This is a genomic window from Photobacterium lutimaris (assembly GCF_003025555.1).
In the GTDB taxonomy this organism is placed as follows: Bacteria; Pseudomonadota; Gammaproteobacteria; order Enterobacterales; family Vibrionaceae; genus Photobacterium; species Photobacterium lutimaris.
The window spans coordinates 325207-345170 of the sequence record NZ_PYMH01000004.1 but is presented as its reverse complement, the minus strand read 5'-3'; the positions used below and the strand labels follow the sequence as shown (position 1 = coordinate 345170).

Here is a 19964-nt window from a genome sequence, read left to right as displayed (position 1 = left end):
GACTCTCAATCAATACATTGATTCGAGTGGCTTGGGGTTTTTGTCTTTTATATACTTTATGTAGGTTAGCTTGTATGCACACTCAGCGTACCGGGAATGCCCTTGCTGCATTTTCTTTTGTGCTGTGGGGGATCCTCCCCCTTTATTATCAATATCTTCCAGGCGCAGACATCAATGATTTGCTGGCGTTGAGGATCCTTTTTTCAATCCCGTTTATGCTGTTTGTCATGTTACTATTGCGCCGACCGCTGCCAAAGCTCTCAAAACTTTGGCAAGACAAACACTCTTTAGTCATGTCAGGCATTGCAGGACTAATCATGTGTGTATCATGGTATGCCTTTACCTGGGCAATTACCCATGACCAAGTACTCGCTGCCAGCTTAGGCTTTTTCATCAATCCGTTATTTGCGATAGCCTTAGGCGTGTTATTCCTTAAAGAGAAACTCAGTAAAGCACAATCGATGGCCGTTGTTCTGGGGATAATTGGCATTGGTTACCAAGTACTCCATTACGGTGAGCTTCCCTGGATTTCATTAATCATGGGGAGTTTCTTTGCGATTTACGGTTTATGCAAAAAATATATTCGCTACGATGCTCTCACATCAGTAACACTTGAGGCAGTGATACTTGCGCCTTTTGCCTTAGTGTATTTAGCGTACAGCTTTGTCAATCTGACCTCGACAGCCCTGTTTACCGACACGACGACCTTGCTACTTTATATTGGCTCGGCACCGGTAACACTGGCTCCGTTAATTTTCTTTGCGCTAGCGATAAGCCGTACAAGTTTAACCATGGTTGGGTTAATGCAATACATCGAACCCACACTGCAGTTCTTACTGGCGGTATTCCTCTTTGGCGAAGTGTTTGACCAAGTCAAAGCTGTCAGCTTTAGCGTTATCTGGCTGGGCCTACTATTGTGTAGCCTTGAGGCATTCAGCAACCTCGCTTTAAGGCGATTAAAAACGTCATAATCTGGCCTTCCAAAAGCCACTGAGAGGTTACATCGGCAAATCCAGTGGCTAGGCAGCAAACATAAGATGGCAGCTATTGTATAAATGATTTTAAAAGCCATACTAATTGCATGGGGTTAGCAAATAGGCGCGTTGAGGTATGGATACCCACGAAATATTCAACAATAGCTATGCACGCTGCCAGCGAAACAAGCAATTCTTCTTTATTTTTTATCATCACTTCTGGCAAAAAGACCAACGATTCAAAAACATCTTCAACGGTGTGGATTTAGAGCGCCAAGTTAAGATGCTCAAGTTATCTATCGCGATGATAATGCTGGCTTCGTCATCAGAGCAAGCAAGAGAAGGTCTTCGGCGATTCGGTAAGGCCCACGGCCCGGACGGCATCGGCGTTCGACCTGATGATTTTGAAGTTTGGTTGGACTCTCTCATCGAAACCGTTCAAATTTGCGATCCAAAGTTCAATGATGAGATTGCCATGGCCTGGCGGCAATGTTTCAAAGAAGGGATCGCTATAATGAAAGAAGAATGTCTATAGAGACTCCCTATGCCTTCCCATTTTCGGCCTGAGAATTCATCGACGCCAAGCGCATCATCCACCAGTAAGCGCTCACTGTTTGACTGGCGATATATATTACTTATCGTTATCGCACTGTCACTCGGGATATTGGCTCTCTATTTCTCACCTATCAGACAGAGCCGTAACTTTTACGACTATGCAGACCAACGATTACTACTGGGTATCCCCCACTTTTGGAATGTCGTCAGTAATTTGGGGTTTCTCATCGTTGGCATCATCGGACTGAGGGAAAACCAGCGTAACCCCTTTGCCATCAATCAGCCACTGTCCTTTGCCTACCAACTATTTTTCATCAGTCTTATCGGCGCTTTTTTAGGATCAAGTCTTTACCATTTGTCACCCGGCCCATTCACTTTGATGATAGACCGAATCCCCATCACGATCGGCTTTATCTGCCTTTATTGTATTGTCCTTACCGAATACTTATCACCAACACTCGGCAGAGCTATATTCCTGCCCACGCTAGCATACGGAGTACTTTCCGTTATCTATTGGTATATGACCGATGTCATTGATGGTCGCGGTGATATGGCTCCCTATGTGCTGGTGCAACTGCTTCCCGTCATCCACATTCCGTTGATTTTGTGGCTTTACCCAAACCAGTCTAACCCGACGAAATACTATCTATGTGCACTGGGTTTATATGTGCTGTGTAAACTGGCAGAATCGAACGACGATCAAATATATGCACTCACTTCTCAGGTAAGTGGCCATTGCCTGAAGCATATTTTAGCTGCACTCGCAGGCTATAGTGTCTATCTAGGTTGGAAGTCTACAGGTACAAAAAAGCCCCGTATCTAAACGAGGCTTAACCAAGTGCTAATTAGGCACTATTTTTCACCGATTCCGCGATGTTCTTTTTTTGCTAGCGTGATTTTTCCGAAGCCTAGTTTACGGAAGTGACTATCTCTAAAGTCCCTCATCGCTTTGCTACCCGATGATACCGCTTCTACTTGCTGTTCCATTCTAAGGTAATTGGTTAAATCAATGCCTTCTGCTGCTGCAACCGCCTCATGAATCGTATGATACTGAGAGTATGAAAACGTCAGCGTTTTCTCTTGTTCTTTAAAGGTATAAATAATAGTGCGCGACATAACGCCTCCAACAGCAAAATCAAGAGAGGGAATTTACCCTACTTCAATTTCAGAAGAAACCTTTTTTCCGGTTTGACGAGAATGTGTTGGTACAATGTGCTCGGCTAAAATCTGTGCTTTTGTCATCGGCCGATAGAAAAAGAAGCCCTGCACATACTGCACGCCTTTACTTTGGATAAAGCTTAGCTCTTCTACCGTTTCAACACCTTCAACTACAATCTTAGCTTGTGTGATATGGCCAAGTTGTACAACGACATCGAACAAATTTCGCCCACGCTCAGTATCTAGATTTTCTACCAGTGAGCGATCTATTTTGATCTTGTCAAATTCAAAGCGGGAGAGGTAGGCCAGTGAAGAGTAGCCAGTACCAAAGTCATCCAAAGCTACAGACACCCCCAGCGCTTTAATATCTTGGATCACTTGAGCGGTTCGCACTTCATCCTGGATCAGCATCTCCTCGGTAATTTCGATTTCAACCTGATCATAGTCCAACGCACTGTTGTCTATCACCTGCTTGATCGATTTAACAAAATCTTTTTTCAACACCGTCTCTGCTGAAATGTTAACCGAGATGGTAAAGTTTGAGGTTTGGGCCAAATCAGAGGCATCAGAAATGGCCTTTTCAAACACCCAAAAATCCACATCAGAAAGAAGCCCTAGCTGTCCGAACGACTTTAAGAAAGTTGGCCCTTTTATTCGACCTTTTACATCTTCATGACGTATCAACGCTTCAAGTGCCACGACTTCAGCACTGTGAATATCAACTTGCGGCTGATAATGGAGCAAAAAAGACCCACTGTTTTGAAGCTGTTCGACTTCACGCTGTGCATTAATATTATCTTGAATTGAGGGTATGAAACTGTTTAATTTGGACTTTATCGGTACCTCACCACCTTTAAAGAAATGAGTCTGGAACATAGATGATACATCTACGCCCAACGACCGCTGATCCATAACCTTGAAAAAAGGATAATAAATCACGACCCCTACCAAAATAAGAAATAGCTGAAAAACAGCTACCGATACAGCACCACCTGATGCAACATAACCATTAATCACCGGAGGTATCAGCCAACTATGTACCTCACTTAAAGGTGGGATCAAACCTGTTAAGGTCGCCCCATACGCCAGCATGAAGCTAACCATCGGCACGCATAAAAAGGGGAATATCATTATCGGGTTGAATATGATCGGGATCCCAAACAGTATTGGCTCATTGATATTGAAAATAGTTAGAATAAGCGCGGCTTTTGCTAGTAACTTATAGCCTTTGCTTTTCGAAAAGAGCAACATGCACAATACAAGACTAATAGTATTACCACTCCCCCCCATACCAGTAAAAAAATCATAGAAGTTAGTACTAATAATATTTAGGTCTGTTCCAAAGTTTTTCCAATCAGCCATATTTGCAATGCTAATGTCATATAACTCTGTTTTATACATATGAAGAATATTATGGCCATTAACGCCAAAACTCCATAATACCCCTCGCGTAAATTCATATATCAGACCATCATAAAAAGATGTTGGATCCAGTGTTGGTAATACTATTGCAGGATGAATAAACGTTGTATATATCACCACAGATAGATGTGAACCTATGATTAACGTTGCTAATGTAATAACACAGGTAACTATCATATGAACGGATGTATCGGCAGCAATAATAAATTTATCAAAGCTAAACAAACGAGTCTTGTTCAGCTTAAATATAATGTGGCACGACACATATGCGGTTAAAAGCGATATCGCATAATTATTTGGCAAGGCTATGACTGGTGATATGAGGCCCCATTGCTGCGATACAATAAAAAATGAAGCAAGTGCACAAGAGATAGGTGCAGCTTTAGGTAACCTAAGTAGTGATGCATAATATGTGGCAAAGAATATATTAAGTAATAGCGGGAACATGTGCCCCGTCATCTCCCCAACATAACCCAGCGTTACACTGACATTGTCGTAACCAAACTTGCCTGAGAAAACAGAAAGCAAGTTAAAAAATGCAGCTATCAATGATACAGGCAAAGCCATGATAAAGACATTGCTTATAGCAACTAGAAAGGGATTAGTAGATAACTTTGAAAGTAAAAGAGGCAATGTACATTATCCAATTAATAAAACACTAAGCCGCATACACCTAGTCATAAATGCATGGTAACAACCTCACTGGATGTTACTTTACATCATATCAAATTAGATTTATTAGCACACTACAATTACGTTATATATATCATATTATTATATCATTAGTAGAAAACATTATTTCAACCAGGGGATAAATAAAATTAAAGCATGTTTGACGCTTTACGCATCACCCTTGATTATACCTACTAACAAAGAACAATACCGAATAGATATCAAATGATTATTTTAAAAACCAACTAATTACCGATATATTTAAATAAACTAAGAGTAAAAAGCAACGCGAATATATCACTAAGGTAAAAAGCAGAGAATCATTAACTGCCCAGTACAATGATTAGAGTCATCCATACCTAACAATCATAACCTCGTAAACAAGCCCTATCTATACAAGTTGTTTTCCCAGAGTTATGCACAGAAACGGTGGATAACCCTTTAATTCAAACAATTATTTAACAACAATGGCTACTATTTAGACTACCGTTACCAAGTAGCCACTTAAGTTACAGCGTAATGCTGATCGCTTATTTATCTTTGTCCTTTAGGTAGTGGATAACCTGATTGCTGCTTCCTCGCCATACTAATTCAGGGTCATGCAGCGCCTTCTCGAACTTCCCATCGACCACAACGTCAACATAGTCGAGCACTGCTTTCTGCTGCTCATCAAGTTCTGCCAACAGGTAACCCGTCCATAACCAAATGTCTTTACCACTACATTCAGCCTGCACACGTTTTACCAGCTTCAATATCGTTGGAACATTCACAGGATGAAGAGGATCACCGCCTGATAATGACAAGCCGCGCCGCTTTATGCGGCTATCGTTCAGGTCCGCAATGATTTGATCTTCTATCTCCTGAGTGTAAACATGCCCAGCGTCCAAGCGCCATGTGCTCTGGTTATAGCATCCTCGGCACTGGTGTACACACCCAGATACAAACAAGGTACAGCGTGTACCAGGACCATTAATAACATCAACAGGGTAATAGTTGTGATAATTCATTGCGACTCCAAATAAAAAGTGCCGAATGATCGGCACTTAATGTCATGTCAGTTTGTGGATAAACGTATAGGTCTACATGTGTTTCACACGACGTTTAACTTCTTCTTGCTTACCGAAGTTAAACGGGCGTGCATCTGGACTCCCTAGGTATCCACACACTCGACGAGTAACCGATACCTTCGACGGTTCATGATTGCCACATTTCGGGCATGTAAAGCCTTTGCTTGTACAATCAAACTCACCATTGAAACCACACTCGTAACACTCATCAATCGGTGTATTTGTGCCATAGTATGGCACACGGGTATAGCTGTAATCCCAAACGTTCTCCAGCGCTTCAACGTTATGCTGAATATTCGGGTATTCGCCATAACAGATAAAGCCACCATTTGCGATTTCTGGGTATGGCATTTCAAAGTCGATCTTATCGTAAGGGTTGACTTTCTTTTCAACGTCCAAGTGGAAGCTGTTGGTGTAGTAACCTTTGTCAGTTACGCCATTTACCACACCAAACTCTTTCGCGTCGATAGAACAGAAACGGCTGCACAAGTTTTCACTTGGTGTGCTGTACAGGCTGAAGCCGTAACCCGTCTCTTCTTTCCAGCTGTCAGTAGCGGCTTTCAAACGCTCAACAATCGCGATCGCTTTTTCGCGCAGTGCTTCGTTGTCGTAGACATGCTCGTCTGTGCCGTATAACGCATTGATCGTTTCATGGATGCCAATGTAGCCCAGAGAAATCGATGCTCGACCGTTTTTGAAGATCTCAGATACGTTGTCGTCTGGCTGCAGGCGCACGCCACAAGCACCTTCCATATAAAGGATAGGGGCAACACGCGCTTTAACACCCTCGAGACGGCTGATGCGGGTTTCTAGCGCACGGCGCGCAAGAACCAATTTCTCATCAAGCATAGCGAAGAACAGTGCTTCATCACCTTTCGCCTTCAGTGCGATACGTGGTAAGTTCAGACTCACCACACCAATGTTGTTACGACCTTCGTGAATAAGCTCGCCATTTTCTTCGTATGGTCCCAAGAAGCTACGGCAACCCATTGGGGTTTTGAACGAGCCCGTCACTTCAACCACTTTGTCGTAGTTAAGGATATCCGGATACATACGCTTAGATGCACACTCAAGCGCCAGTTGCTTGATATCGTAGTTGGCATCACCTTGCTTGTGGTTCAACCCATCTCGGATTGCAAACACCAATTTAGGGAAAACAGCTGTCTTGTGGTTTTTACCCAATCCTGCGATACGGTTTTTCAGAATAGACGACTGAATCAAACGTGATTCCCAAGATGTCCCTAAGCCGAAACCAAACGTAACGAATGGCGTTTGCCCGTTCGCAGTGTGCAAAGTGTTTACTTCGTATTCAAGCGATTGGAATGCGTCGTAGCACTCTTTTTCAGTTCGCGCCTTAGCAAAAGCTTCTGGTTCTGGAATGTCCCACTCATTGGCAACTTTTAAGTGCTTTTCATAGCTAACTGACACGTATGGTGCCAATACTTCGTCAATACGGTTGATCGTAGTACCACCGTAAATATGGCTGGCTACTTGTGCGATGATCTGAGCCGTTACTGCGGTTGCTGTAGAAATTGACTTAGGCGTATCAATTTCTGCATTACCCATTTTAAAGCCATGGGTCAACATGCCATTCAAGTCGATCAGCATACAGTTAAACATAGGGAAGAAAGGTGAGTAATCCAGATCATGGAAATGGATATCGCCCTCTTCATGTGCCGAAACAATATCACGAGGTAGCAAATGCTGCTTTGCGTAGTGTTTAGCCACAATACCAGCAAGTAGATCACGTTGAGTCGGGATCACCTTACCATCTTTGTTGGCGTTCTCATTAAGTAGAGAAGCGTTGCTTTGATCAATCAAACCACGAATTTCGTTATTCAAGTGGCTCTTCTTCTCGCGAGCAAGGTCACGGTCGTGGCGGTACTCAATATAAGCACGTGCAACTTCTTTGTGTGGACCATTCATCAGGTGATTTTCAACCGCGTCTTGAATAGCGTGGATCTCCACCTGCTCCTGGTCAGCGAACTGGGACAGTACTTGCTCAGCAACTGACTCAGCATACGTGGCATCCATTGCCTCTACAGATTCGGCAGCACCAAGTACCGCTTCTTTAATACGCTTGGTATTAAACGGTACAAGGCAGCCATCACGCTTAATCACAACAGGGTTCACACAAGTCTCCTAAAAATGACAGTGTCACGAAAACCACTAAATATAGGGCTTACTAAATTGACCAATACAAGATGTGGTGTATTAAGCGAGAATTCAGGAATGGAAACATTGATCTATGTCAGTATTTCACTAAGAGCGTACAGCTAACAACCGATGTTTTCGATTACCTCTCAAAACTGAGATTTTCACTCGTTTCATTGCAAAATTGTCAACCCATATATTTAGTACTCAACGCTGAAATTTCAGAAAAAAAACTTGAATATTTGTTAGAGTTTTAGTTCAAGTTCAGCATCTCTCACACAAATATCTTGGCCACTGCTGAGCTGCTTTTTGTCGGTTATCCTCCCTGCACTCTATACTCAAAAGCATCACTGTGGAGAGTATTGCCTATGCGAACAGCCTTGCCTTTCTTGTTCATCACTGGCGTACTAATATCTTCATTCTGCGGCGCATTCCAAATCACACCGCAGATATATGAAAGGTATACCGGCGATCTCCCTGTTATGGAGGAAAAGCGTGTTATCCGCGTGCTTGTCGCTGCCGATTTGGGCTTTTACTATCTCGACCGGGGGCAACCGAAAGGCTTAATATCTGAAATGCTTAGGCTTTTTGAAAAGTTTGTCACAGAAAAAACCCAGCTAAAATACCGTGTACAAATTATCCCCGTTCACCGAGATCAACTACTCCCTGCTTTAAATGCCGGTATTGGAGATCTCGTTACGGCTAACCTCACCATCACCCCCTCTCGCATGAAACAGGTTGATTTTAGCCGTCCTATTTTTACTGATATCCAAGAATTGTTTATTACCCATTCAATACGAAGCCCTATAACCAACATCAAACAGCTCTCGAAAAAGAGTGTTTGGCTTCGAGCTAGTTCGAGTTATTACCAAAGCATCCGTCGAATTAATAAACGACTGGAAAAACTCGGCAAGGAGCCGATGTATGTTCATTTTCTGGAAGAAACGCTTCAAGATTTTGAGATGCTGCAAATGATTCAAGAAGGCATTATTCCCATGACCGTGCTTGACTCACACAAAGCAGAGTTTTGGGATTTAGTGAGCGATGATCTTCAGATCCACTACGAGTACCCGATCCGAAAAAATGGTTCAATCGGTTGGAGTTTTCGTAAAAGCAGTCCTGAGTTTAAAGCAATTGTTGATGAATTTATCGAAAAAAACCGCCGTGGCACCCTAAATGGCAACATTTTGTTCGATCGCTACCTCAACAGTAAAGCGTGGTTCCAGAAGGTCATGAGCCCAGACAATATCGATAAATTCAAAGAGCTTGAAAATCGCTTTATTCGATACGGCGATATGTATGATATCAACTGGCTGATCATCGCCGCCCAAGCCTATCAAGAATCAGGATTTGATCAATCCAAGCGATCACACGCAGGTGCGATAGGCATCATGCAGGTCCTTCCACAAACGGCCAGTGAGCCCTACATCAATATTCGCAACATTCAAAACATCGAAAACAATATCCACGCTGGCGTGAAATATATGGACTTCATCCGCGAGAGATACGTCACCGATGATGACACCGATGAGCTTAACCAACTGTATTTCGCCCTCGCAAGCTACAATGCGGGGCCGAATAGAATACGTCGGTTGAGAAAAGTGGCTGAAGAGCGCGGCTATGACCCAACCAAGTGGTTTAACAACGTTGAAGTCATTGTCAAAGAAGAAGTTGGCATGGAGCCCATCACCTATGTAGGTAATATCAACCGCTACTTCACCATTTACAAACAGATTTTCTCGCTGCAAAACGCCGCAGGCCAACGCATGGCAAAGACCAACCGCTTTCGTTTCAACCTCTCTCGCTAGTTTGCTTACGTTTTATACAGGTAAACCTCGAATCCAACAGACGATGAGATCAACCTCTCGCTTTCATCACGCTGTCATTTAATGTCACTACTCTTACCAGTACAAAAGTAATATACCCAATCACCGTGAAGCTGCTTGGGAATATGCAGTTAAGGAAAACGCTGCTTGGGAACAACATTGCTATAGGCCTCTGCTATAGCACTCAACAAGGCATATATTTATGGATATATTAAACAATACAACAATTGTTGTACCGACCGATGAAGAGCTATTGGGTAACTGTCCCGATAGCCTGAACTTGAATGATGAAGAAGGCGAACTCGCCAACGATATTATTGTTCTATAACAGCAACTGATTCTAATTAAGCAATGAGCTAGTATTATGCTAGCTCATTCTATTTCTACAGCCTTTCAATTCACTATTTAGCCGTTCAAAAACCGCCCTTAGGGTAAAGTGCCCAACGTAAAGCTAATTAAATTAAGCTGGTTAACCGGGTATTCTAATCACGCCTGAGTGGACGAATTACACTTCCAACACGAGGGCTCTCTTATTAGTGAGCTCAACTATCATTTGGTGTATTCATTAAGAACCATTTGCTGCCTCAAGAAAACGCGTCTTCCATTGCAGCTTTCGAGCCTGTACGCATATGAAGTAGTATTGCTTGTCATCCTTCAACTTGCGGATGATCGCCTTTCTAACTTCTTTAGTTAACCAGCTTGAAGGATTCGCTCCCACAGGCATTGGTCTTGGAACTAGCTCCATAAGGTCGGAGCACTTTTTAGAATCTTGAAGCATCAAATAAGTGACATCGAATAGTTGTTCATTCATTGGCCATAGTTGTGCTTCTGCCCCCCAAAGTTGAGTGAGATATGCTTTTAATTCATGTTTTTCGTTTACAGTTAGCATGGTGCGTCCTTAATTGATTTACTAAGTTCTGGTAAAGGTCAGCATCTTTTGTAACTTCAATGCGTTGCACTGAATTACTCGAAATCATGAACAGATGACCTGTGTTGTATGATTTGGAGAAAAAGTGATAGACGTGTACATCCCCACATAAAAAGTTATCTACAGGCAATGTTATGCCTAAAGCTGCGTGCTGCTCTTTTGCTAGGGCGCTTAGCCAGTCAGGAAGTGTCTGCATTGTTTCAGGTTCAAATAGAGAGCGAAAAAAGAGAGGGGCTATACCTGTAAGGTTAATGGCTGGCGCAAATGCTCTTTCTGGATCTATATGTTCATGCATCATAGTTCCGTCATCATACCGTATAAGCAATGAACTGAGGCTATGAGCAATTGTATTGGGTTGTGAAAGTGTTAGTGTTATTTCTGGAGTTAATTTTAGCTTCATATTTGCCAAGGACGGAAAACTAGCCAGTAAGATAAAAAGTGGAATAAAAACAAAGCGCATTATCGCGAACCTAGGTTGACAAAAGGAAAGATCATGATATCCCAGTGCAGGCTTTCTGTTTGAATTCTAGCGTCTCTCATGGGGAGGGGGCGCAACTTTAAATTAAGGCCATGCGCGTTTCATCATTTAGTTGGAGTGAAATCACGCTGTGGATTCGAATTTATCTAGGTGCCACATCCTAAAAATAGTTGACGGTTCAAATACTAGCCGGCTTCTACAGACACATTGTTGGTATTACGAAAAGGAAATAAAATGGCCCTTTGGTGAAAGTGAGTGTTCAATCTCCGAAATACACAAAGGTGCAAAGACGTGCCAGCGATGATCATCACAGATACGTCTCTGGGCATAAATAAATTAGACGCCTTACTAATTTAGCCATCAATGAATTAACTCAGGTATCGCAAACTGGCTTAACATACTGCTGAGTATTGGTGGTACCTAAACAGCATGGATGATGGCATTAAAAAAAACCACAGCATGGTGTCTGTGGGTTTGCGCTATACGGTAAAAATGGTCACGTTCGTCAATCTCGCCTTAGCGGCCGAATAACAGACTCCAACCCTTCAATTTTCATCTCAAGGGCCAACGCCATCAACAAGCCTAGTTCGCCTTCTGGAAATCCCTTCTTTTGAAACCACAGCAAATATTCTTCCGGCAGGTCAATTATTACCCTGCCGGCATACTTGCCAAAAGGCATTTTCACATTCGCAAGTTTTATGATTTTTTCTTTATCAAACACGTTGAGCCTGTTAATTATTCATATCGGTATGGGTAAATCAGAGTACTATTTTGCCAACCATTCAGCACAAACGATGACATCATCACCAACGGTTACCTGGGCAAGATACTGCTTATTTGCTTGCACCTTACCCACACCAGATGGGGTACCCGTCATCACGATATCACCATCATTCAATGTCATGAAGCTTTGGATTTCTCGCAAGATGACATCCGGCGGATAAATCATCAAAGAAACCGTACCTGATTGTGTTAACGCTTGATCGATGAAAAGACGTAGGCCCAATTCACCACGCTCAGCTGATGGTAAAGGCACGAATTGGCTAAACAGCGCGGAACCATCAAACGCTTTGCTCCGCTCCCACGGCAATCCTTTTGGTTTTAATTGGCTTTGCACACCACGCTTGGTAAGGTCGAGGCCTACCGCTACCGCATCGAATCTGCCATTGCGGTACAGAAATGATAACTCAGCTTCGTAGTGGATCTCATCGCCATTATGTGAAGCGAACAGCGTCTCTGAAATGGCAGAATTAGGCTTATTGAATAACACCATCTCATCAGGTATTTCATTGCCTAATTCATGAATATGCGCCACATAATTACGCCCAACACACACCACTTTATTTGGTGTAATAACTTGCTCTTCCACAATAATGTGTTTCATCTCAATCCCTTCCATCATTCCTTTCTAAAAAGTATCACCGATATAAAAAGCCGGCAATGGCCGGCTTTGAAAAAGTATGCGTTACAAGCAAGGGGGGGTATGTAAGTGCTAAACGACGCCTCTGCGTCAGCTATTCCGCAACAAACACTAAATTTGCGTTAACAGGCACCGTCAGCAATATCGAATTGAGTTTAGCAATATCTTTTAGTTTCCCTATCCCTTCATCAAGACCAAAAGCCCCCGCTTGTACTTCCACTGGATTGATCGTTGAAACCAACAGACCACCATCATCAAGTCCCGTAACCTGAACGGTGGCGTTTAACGCCTCAGACTTGCCATGCAAATCGATCTTGAACTCAACATCCTGCACCACGGTTTGTCCTGCGCTCAATCCACTGATAGCCGCACTGTCCACTTTAGCTTCGATGGTTGTCAGTGGATATTGTTCTGTATCGAAGAGCTCTTTCTTCATTCGTTCATCACGGATCTGAATCTTGGTATCGACACTGGTCAAATCAATCGCAAGCGACACCTCACCTTTATCCGAAATGGAACCACTCAAATTACGAAAGCCGTGTTGCTCCATCACACTGTCATTTTTTACCGAAGAGAACCCCACAGAGGAGTGAGTACTATCTAACTTCCAACCTGCCCACGTGCCTGTTGCTCCAAGCATAAGGGTCATAGAAACGCTGCCCAACAGAACCTTTTTCTTCCACGTTAACGCCATTGACTTCCCCTTCTCTCGTTATTTCTTTGAAATATCACTTAGAAAATATAGGTCAGTTCTTTACTTAGCGTTAATTGGCGGAAAGGAAACTCTCTGACCTTCTGCCGTTAAAATAGCGATATCGACAGGTTTACCGTCAGCATCTAGCCTCACTTCTCCGATTGCGCTTCGGTTGATCAAACGGTGGTTTCCCGGTAAATCGGGATCACGTTTGAAGATCTTGAGTCGTTTACGTTTGGTCAGTAAATTGAGGGGGGAACGCGGGCTGTACAACATGCGATCCATAAAATCGCAAACGCGTAGTAACGCGTTCGGAAACTCATTTTTGATCCCGCTTGAAGTGATTTGGTAAATATTCGGGCTGCTGTTTCGAAAGCGGAGTTTGACGTCATACACAAACGAATAATGTACGTCACCCGATAGAATGACAAAGTTAGTCGGGGTTTTGGTATGAGTGAAAATACTAATAAGCGTATTGGCTGATCCCGGGTGCGCCATCCAGTTTTCCGCATCAATCAATAATGGCTGACCAAGCCACGTCATACCACGCTGCAAGGATTCAATAAACTTCACCCCAAACATAGGCGCGGCAGAAACAAGAATAACTGCAGGTTCATTAATCAGTGACATCTGTAGTTCGCTTAGCGCTTCCCAGTCCATCAGGCCCGAAGGCTTGTTCATTTTCGATTCGGAGCGCCAACGGCGGGTGCGGGTGTCCAGCACCAGCATTTTCGGTGAGGTACTGATAGTGTAATGCCATTGCTCAAAGCGGTAGAGAAAATCTATCAAGCTATCTTGGCTATCACTGCTCGGATGATCGAAATATGCCTCTATATGACTGAAAAACGTCTCGTCGAAATTTTCAGGGGCATTCCCCCACCCTTGGCATAGCCAGTAACTGATTAAACCGTTGCCAATTATCCGTCGAGAAAAATGATTGTGGTATGCCGCTTGCTCCCACCCCACGGTCAGGTTCCAGTCATCGGTTATATCGTGGTCATCAAAAATCATATAAGTGGGAACATGTGCCATTAGGCGTCGAACTTGGGGTAATCCCTCGACAAAATGATCAATTTGAACTTTCTCATCAATCCAGAGCTTTTGCCATTTCGCATCCAGTGTATTGCCTTGCCACTGAAAATGATTTTGCTCTAGCTTTGCATTGTCTACGAACTGCCACAGCACGGGTGACCACACTAACAGATACATCGCATTGAATTCGCTCAGTGTGATCAGGTGATTGCCAGACTCTCGGGAGCTAAATACTGGCGACTTGCGTCTCAGCCAGTTTGCAAGGCGAGGAACACGCTCAATGATTTCATGACCACCTTCGAGATAGTCTGGCAATAGCTTGTCCCTGCCGTAAAAATTATCAGCATGTTCAAATAAAGCTTGTGTATTGGCTACCGGCGCTTTATCAAAGCTTTCATCGTAGAGGCCCAACAAAGGGATCACCTGCTGGATAGCATCTAATGTTGAGCCAGCAACATGATCAGCATAAATCTGATCACCACTCATCATCAGCAGTGACGGTCGCTCTTCAATACGCTGGCCCGCAACTTTAGTGTCCGCTGCCACCAAGCTGTCTTTACTTGGATAATGCGGGTTTCGGCAAGAACCATGCATCACGTAATCGGCTTGGGTTTTAATGATAAACATCGGCCGTGACTCCCCACTATAGAGCAGGTCGGGCATCAAATCGGTCAACAATCCATCTTGTGTTTCAATTTGGTATTCCAGCGGAGTGTTTACAGGGAACTCACCAAAAAATGTGACCTGATATACCCAAGCACGCTCACCAATTCGAATGTGCTTTCCTTGTGAAAACTCACCGTCAAAGAGTGGTGATTGCTCAGCTTGGTGGTAGAGAGTAAACGTCCCGGTAAGAGGCTGAGAAACGGCAAACCACAGGGTTAGCTCCTGCGAAGAAACCTTACGTAAAATGGGCCCGGCCAGGATGAGGGGCAATGCAGTTGCTGAGCGGGGTAACTCTGTGGTTAATGCTGATTTAACTGTCATAAGACACCGATACTCTTTACTTTTTTATGTGTTATTTTTGTATACCCAAGCGACTTCAAGGTACTGAATTCAGAGGTAACTTGGGTATATGACATTAACAGCAACAATTTGTTTAATAAAGTTAGTCTCATGTAACCGAGTCGACGTCTAGAACATTTTAGTCAACTCGGTGTACATCCAATTCATGACTTGACCAACCCCCTTGTCCCGTCGCTTCACTGCACCTATTTCCACCATTAAAGGCTCTGGGATTTCTTCGGTTGACAGCTCAACAAGCGCATCGACATACCATTCCTCTTGTGCAACATGCTCAGGGACCAACGCCCAGCCGACCCCTCGTATTACCATCGAGGAAATCAAATAATAGCTATCAATATGCCAATAATTGGAAGAAATTGGCTTCGCTTTGCCTACCCCCATACGATCGCGAATGACCAGTTGCCTGTGTTGGGTAAGGTCAGAAATTTTAGGTACTGGAATTGCAGCTAACGGATGCTCTCGTGAAACAATCAAAGCATGCTTAAACTGGCCGATTGACGTAAATTCCAAACTGTCAGGTAAGACATCCTGATGAAATAACACCCCCAAATCGGCCTTCTCGGTCGCCACCCACTGAGAGATATCTTGCTGTGAGCCATTAATAATAGTCAACTTCAACAATGGATAAACCCTTGTTAAAGAAGCAAATAAGCTTTCAAAAGCAGTGATAGGCACAGCTTCATCAATCGCAACGGTAAATGTCGCTTCCTCACCTGATGAAACGGTCATAGCTCGTGCTGACATTCTCTCACACTGAGCGAGTACGGCTTGTGCTTCAATATACATTTCTTCCCCTTCAGGGGTCAGAACCGGTAGACGGGCACTACGGTCAAATAGCTCAAAACCTAAATCCAATTCAAGGTTATTTATCGCAGTACTTACTCTCGATTGTGCCTTGCCGAGTTTTCTAGCCGCCGCTGAAAATGAGCCCTGCTGGACAGCACATACGAACGCTTCCAGTTGATCAATCGTCCAATTCACAATTATTTACCCGCTATACCTATCAATCCCATCACCATTCTATCCGAAAAGCGGATAGATACTAACTTCAACCAATCTCAAAAAAAGCGATAATGCACCCAACGTTATTACAGCACAAAGTCCCTATTCTAAAGACAGCGACGCAAGAGAAAGTCATGCAAGAGCAATTCAGTCACGAAACGCCAACAAACATTCAAAGTATCAGCAAAACCTTTTGGCGATATGCCATTCCTTCCGTTGCAGCCATGCTTGTAAACGGCCTCTATCAAGTGATTGATGGTATTTTCGTTGGTCACTTTATTGGCTTTGAAGGCTTAGCCGGTATTAATATGGCCTGGCCTGTTATTGGCCTCATTACCGGTCTTGGGCTTCTTGTCGGTATGGGGACGGGAAGTCTAATCTCTATTTACAAAGGTGAAGGTAACCACAGTAAAGCGCAACAGGCTTTATCGACTGGCCTTGGCTTAATCGCCATTGCTGGCCTATTGGTCATGATGGTACTGGCCATGATGGGGCCCTCGCTGTTGATTGCCCAAGGGGCAACAGGTATACCACTGGCGATGGGCACAGACTATATTGAAGTGTTCACTTGGGGAGGCGTGTTTACTATTGCCGCCGGTGCCTTACCGATGCTGATTCGTAACGACGATAGCCCGAATTTTTCAACGGCTTTGATGATGGCTGGTGCCATTATCAATATTGTCCTTGATTATATTTTCATCGCCCACCTCGATATGGGACTAAAAGGCGCTGCGATTGCCACTATCATCGCCCAGATTTCTATCACCATTGTGGCAGTGACGTATTTTTTTACGCGCTATTCAAAATTAAGGCTCAGCCTGAAGAATTTCACGCTTAATTGGAGTATTGCAGCCAACGCCATTAGCCTAGGTACATCCAGCTTGTTCATGTATGCCTATTTCAGCTTTATTGTTGCGGTACACAACAAGTTACTGATGGATTACGGCAGTGCGGTTCACGTTGGGGGATTTGCGATTGTAGGCTATCTGATGACCATGTATTACCTGCTTGCGGAAGGTATTGCCAGTGGTATGCAGCCGCCTGTCAGTTATTACTACGGAGCAGGGCATGGCAAGAAGATCCGTGCAACGTTAATCCTTGCAAGCAAAGTCGTGGTACTTACAGGCATCACCTCGGTCGTTTTATTAAACTTATTCCCGAATACCTTAGTCAACTTGTTCAGTAACGGCGATCCATCACTCGCCGCCGAGACAGTCAATGGCTTACGCCTGCATCTATTTGCTATGTTCCTGGATGGCTTTATTGCGCTCGCGTCTGTCTACTTCATGTCTGTTAACCAAGGAGGGAAGGCTGTGGCTATTTCAGCGGGAAACATGCTGGTACAGCTGCCCTTCTTATATTTCCTGCCACAATGGCTTGGAGTCAATGGGGTTTGGTTATCGGTTCCTCTGTCTAATATTCTACTGGCTGCGATTGTCGTACCGTTGGTATGGCAGGATATTCAGAACAAACAACGTAGTGACATTTCACTTCGTACCGTAGCTGCATGACACAATTTCAGCTGATTTCCAATAAAAAAGTACACGCAGATAGCGTGTACTTTTTCTTTTCGCGGCTTATCAAGGATAACGTCTAAAATATCCCTTTCTTTTTGATCTTCTGTACGTGTGCAAGCCGTTCATTCAGGTCGACAACCGGCGAATCATTATTAGTAGATACGCTCTGGCTACCAATATTGCCAGTAGGTATGGCACGAATTAACGCTGCTTGTGATACAAGCTTCTGTTTTAATTCTGCAATCTGTTTCGATTGCAGTTCAAGCATTGACACTAATTTTTCATTTTGCTCATAAATCCCGTCCACGCCACCCATTCCAGCATCACCGGATGCCGGTTTTTCAGCTGCGGCTGAAGAAATGGATGAAGATATATGATCACGAGTCAGCTCAGCTTCTGCTCTCAATTGTTCGCCAATTGATGCTTTTAGTACCTCAAGCAATTCACTTTGTGCTTGCAGGCTAACCTTTGGCTCAGATTTCGTAACTAAAAAGCCTAGTCCATGAAGCGTCTTTTCCAGCGTGAACTCTGAAACCTGTGACTCTGTCACCTGCAAACTCAATTGCTGTGACAATTCAGGACTTAGCAAGTGCATGAACAAACCACTTAAATAGACCTGCTTTTGCACATTACGTGCATTGAGCAACGCCAAGCCACTCTCTTCACCAGACTCAGCTTTCAACCGCGTAAAATCATCTGCCCATTGATGAAGCACTTTGCTAGCATACAAGTCGGCTGGGTTATTCAATGGGTCGAGATAAATAGAGTAATTTATCCGCTTAAGACGTTCAGCCATTGACGGCCTCTTGCTCTGGCATAGTCACCGCTTCGCCATCGGCGTGATACAAACACAGCTCTCTAGCCAAGGCTTCTTGCGGCTCATCCACCAGCACCACACGTTCACCCAATGTCTCATAGGCTTTTTGCACTGCCGGATAAATCAAGCTCGCACCACCGCCAACCAAATAAACGCGATTCGGGTTTTTGGCGAACTTCTTCGCCTCATAAGCAACCTGCTTACCCAGTTCGTCTATTTTAGTGTCAATCTTCTCGAGAATCACCGGGATCTGACTTTCGTCGTTGACCACTTCTCTGACAAAGTCGTAATTTGTACGTTGCTTGATTAACTCGTTGGCAACTAAGTAGCTCGAATCACTATCTGCAACCGCCAGAGATTTTCGGGCAACATCGGTTACCATGGAAACACCGATCTCGTTATTGCCATAAATCGCTGAAACGTCATCAAATTCACCGACAATCACCCCCATATCCAGTGTGGTACCGCCAATATCGATGACCAAAGAGCGGTTAAACTGGCTTACTGACTGCATAGTGAGAGTCGACAGTACCGCAGGCAAACTTTCAGGCATCACCTCGACATCGATGATATCGAACAAGTCACCTTTATTGAGCTCAATCTGACGCATAAGATTGTCACGCTTGCGGGCAATCTTATTTTCATTTTTTTGGCAGTCTTCGGCGTTGTAGTATTCAGTAATAGGCAGTGTAACCACCAACGTCACCGGCCCCGGTTCAACACCCGTTTGTAGCAGCGCATGATGCACGGAAAGCAGATTCAAGTCATCGTACTGATAATCGACATGGGTTGTTTCCAACGCCTTATCGGAGGTCATATCGTAGGTATATTTGGTTGAGCCAATCGTATAGTTAAAGATCTTTTTGTCTTTTCTCAGTGCGGCACTTTTCCAGTTTTTACGAAATGAATTCGGTGAGATAACCGTGTGTAATTCACCATTTTCAATCCAACTTACTTTAACGTTGGTTGAACCATCATCAACCGCAAATTTACGTGGCGTCATTGTGATCCTGCTCTTTTCTCAAGGGGATATAAGTTTGTCTGCGCGGAAGTAAATAAAAACCCCACGCCAATGGCAAACCTAACACCATAGATTTGAAGCAGTTCAGCAAAACAAAAAAAATCAGTACACCTTGTTTAACTATCCCGAAATTTGGTCGATCAGCCTAAACGGACGCATTTATTGGCTTGCAGGCTATTTTGATAAGCACCCCATAAAAAA

At 43.8% G+C, this 19964-nt stretch carries 19 protein-coding genes; 6 read left to right on the top strand and 13 right to left on the bottom strand.

Translation table 11 applies throughout. The features are described 5' to 3' along the window. Nucleotides 1–74 precede the first annotated feature (74 nt). The 3 genes from rarD (at nucleotide 75) to C9I99_RS11940 (ending at nucleotide 2352) form a co-directional block, all read left to right on the top strand. Nucleotides 75–971 (top strand): EamA family transporter RarD, encoded by an 897-nt coding sequence (gene rarD, locus C9I99_RS11950; RefSeq protein WP_107349106.1) that lies wholly within the window; start codon nucleotides 75–77, stop codon nucleotides 969–971. Between the two features lie 139 nt (nucleotides 972–1110). Further along, nucleotides 1111–1509, top strand: coding sequence for a globin (locus C9I99_RS11945; RefSeq protein ID WP_107349105.1), 399 nt, complete (start codon nucleotides 1111–1113; stop codon nucleotides 1507–1509). A gap of 9 nt (nucleotides 1510–1518) precedes the next feature. After that, nucleotides 1519–2352 carry a hypothetical protein gene (locus C9I99_RS11940; protein ID WP_107349104.1) on the top strand — a complete coding sequence of 278 codons (834 nt, stop codon included), beginning with the start codon at nucleotides 1519–1521 and terminating at the stop codon, nucleotides 2350–2352. Between the two features lie 29 nt (nucleotides 2353–2381). Here the strand turns inward: C9I99_RS11940 and C9I99_RS11935 are convergent, their stop codons facing one another. The 4 genes from C9I99_RS11935 to nrdD form a co-directional block, all read right to left on the bottom strand. After that, nucleotides 2382–2645, bottom strand: a complete 264-nt coding sequence (locus C9I99_RS11935) for a DUF2960 domain-containing protein (protein WP_107349103.1) — start codon at nucleotides 2643–2645, stop codon at nucleotides 2382–2384. A gap of 33 nt (nucleotides 2646–2678) precedes the next feature. Then, the gene (locus tag C9I99_RS11930) at nucleotides 2679–4676 is read right to left on the bottom strand and encodes an EAL domain-containing protein (protein ID WP_107349102.1); all 1998 of its coding nucleotides are present in this window, start codon (nucleotides 4674–4676) and stop codon (nucleotides 2679–2681) included. A 635-nt stretch (nucleotides 4677–5311) separates the two neighbouring features. Beyond that, complete coding sequence (nrdG, locus tag C9I99_RS11925; protein ID WP_107349101.1) at nucleotides 5312–5788, bottom strand: anaerobic ribonucleoside-triphosphate reductase-activating protein; 477 nt, start codon at nucleotides 5786–5788, stop codon at nucleotides 5312–5314. A 72-nt stretch (nucleotides 5789–5860) separates the two neighbouring features. Further along, nucleotides 5861–7981 (bottom strand): anaerobic ribonucleoside-triphosphate reductase, encoded by a 2121-nt coding sequence (gene nrdD, locus C9I99_RS11920; protein ID WP_107349100.1) that lies wholly within the window; start codon nucleotides 7979–7981, stop codon nucleotides 5861–5863. 389 nt (nucleotides 7982–8370) lie between these two features. Between nrdD and C9I99_RS11915 the strand changes: the two genes are divergently transcribed. Continuing rightward, the gene (locus tag C9I99_RS11915; RefSeq protein ID WP_107349099.1) at nucleotides 8371–9810 is read left to right on the top strand and encodes an MltF family protein; all 1440 of its coding nucleotides are present in this window, start codon (nucleotides 8371–8373) and stop codon (nucleotides 9808–9810) included. Nucleotides 9811–10030: 220 nt separating this feature from the next. Beyond that, nucleotides 10031–10156, top strand: coding sequence for a hypothetical protein (locus C9I99_RS27550; RefSeq protein ID WP_275937918.1), 126 nt, complete (start codon nucleotides 10031–10033; stop codon nucleotides 10154–10156). Nucleotides 10157–10393: 237 nt separating this feature from the next. Here the strand turns inward: C9I99_RS27550 and C9I99_RS11910 are convergent, their stop codons facing one another. The 7 genes from C9I99_RS11910 to C9I99_RS11880 all read right to left on the bottom strand — a co-directional run bounded on the left by C9I99_RS11910 (nucleotide 10394) and on the right by C9I99_RS11880 (nucleotide 16387). Continuing rightward, a complete protein-coding gene (locus C9I99_RS11910) occupies nucleotides 10394–10717 on the bottom strand; it encodes a hypothetical protein (RefSeq protein ID WP_107349098.1) in 324 nt (107 codons plus the stop codon). Continuing rightward, entirely contained in the window at nucleotides 10692–11216 is a 525-nt protein-coding gene (locus C9I99_RS11905) for a hypothetical protein (protein ID WP_107349097.1), read from the bottom strand. Before C9I99_RS11905 ends, C9I99_RS11910 begins: the two co-directional genes overlap by 26 nt. Nucleotides 11217–11739: 523 nt before the next feature. After that, nucleotides 11740–11955, bottom strand: coding sequence for a DUF3820 family protein (locus tag C9I99_RS11900; RefSeq protein WP_107349096.1), 216 nt, complete (start codon nucleotides 11953–11955; stop codon nucleotides 11740–11742). A 45-nt stretch (nucleotides 11956–12000) separates the two neighbouring features. Then, nucleotides 12001–12618 (bottom strand): fumarylacetoacetate hydrolase family protein, encoded by a 618-nt coding sequence (locus C9I99_RS11895; RefSeq protein WP_107349132.1) that lies wholly within the window; start codon nucleotides 12616–12618, stop codon nucleotides 12001–12003. Nucleotides 12619–12748: 130 nt separating this feature from the next. Continuing rightward, nucleotides 12749–13348 carry a YceI family protein gene (locus tag C9I99_RS11890; protein ID WP_243734438.1) on the bottom strand — a complete coding sequence of 200 codons (600 nt, stop codon included), beginning with the start codon at nucleotides 13346–13348 and terminating at the stop codon, nucleotides 12749–12751. 60 nt (nucleotides 13349–13408) lie between these two features. Beyond that, complete coding sequence (locus C9I99_RS11885; RefSeq protein WP_107349095.1) at nucleotides 13409–15367, bottom strand: alkaline phosphatase D family protein; 1959 nt, start codon at nucleotides 15365–15367, stop codon at nucleotides 13409–13411. Between the two features lie 147 nt (nucleotides 15368–15514). Continuing rightward, entirely contained in the window at nucleotides 15515–16387 is an 873-nt protein-coding gene (locus C9I99_RS11880; protein WP_107349094.1) for a LysR family transcriptional regulator, read from the bottom strand. Between the two features lie 155 nt (nucleotides 16388–16542). Here C9I99_RS11880 and C9I99_RS11875 point away from each other — a divergent pair, with 155 nt between their 5' ends. Continuing rightward, nucleotides 16543–17919 carry an MATE family efflux transporter gene (locus C9I99_RS11875; protein ID WP_107349093.1) on the top strand — a complete coding sequence of 459 codons (1377 nt, stop codon included), beginning with the start codon at nucleotides 16543–16545 and terminating at the stop codon, nucleotides 17917–17919. An 82-nt stretch (nucleotides 17920–18001) separates the two neighbouring features. Here the strand turns inward: C9I99_RS11875 and C9I99_RS11870 are convergent, their stop codons facing one another. Together C9I99_RS11870 and parM are read right to left on the bottom strand one after the other, a co-directional pair. Then, complete coding sequence (locus C9I99_RS11870; RefSeq protein WP_107349092.1) at nucleotides 18002–18721, bottom strand: hypothetical protein; 720 nt, start codon at nucleotides 18719–18721, stop codon at nucleotides 18002–18004. Continuing rightward, nucleotides 18714–19745, bottom strand: a complete 1032-nt coding sequence (gene parM, locus C9I99_RS11865) for a plasmid segregation protein ParM domain-containing protein (protein ID WP_107349091.1) — start codon at nucleotides 19743–19745, stop codon at nucleotides 18714–18716. The genes C9I99_RS11870 and parM overlap by 8 nt, the downstream gene beginning before the upstream one ends. Nucleotides 19746–19964: the final 219 nt, after the last annotated feature.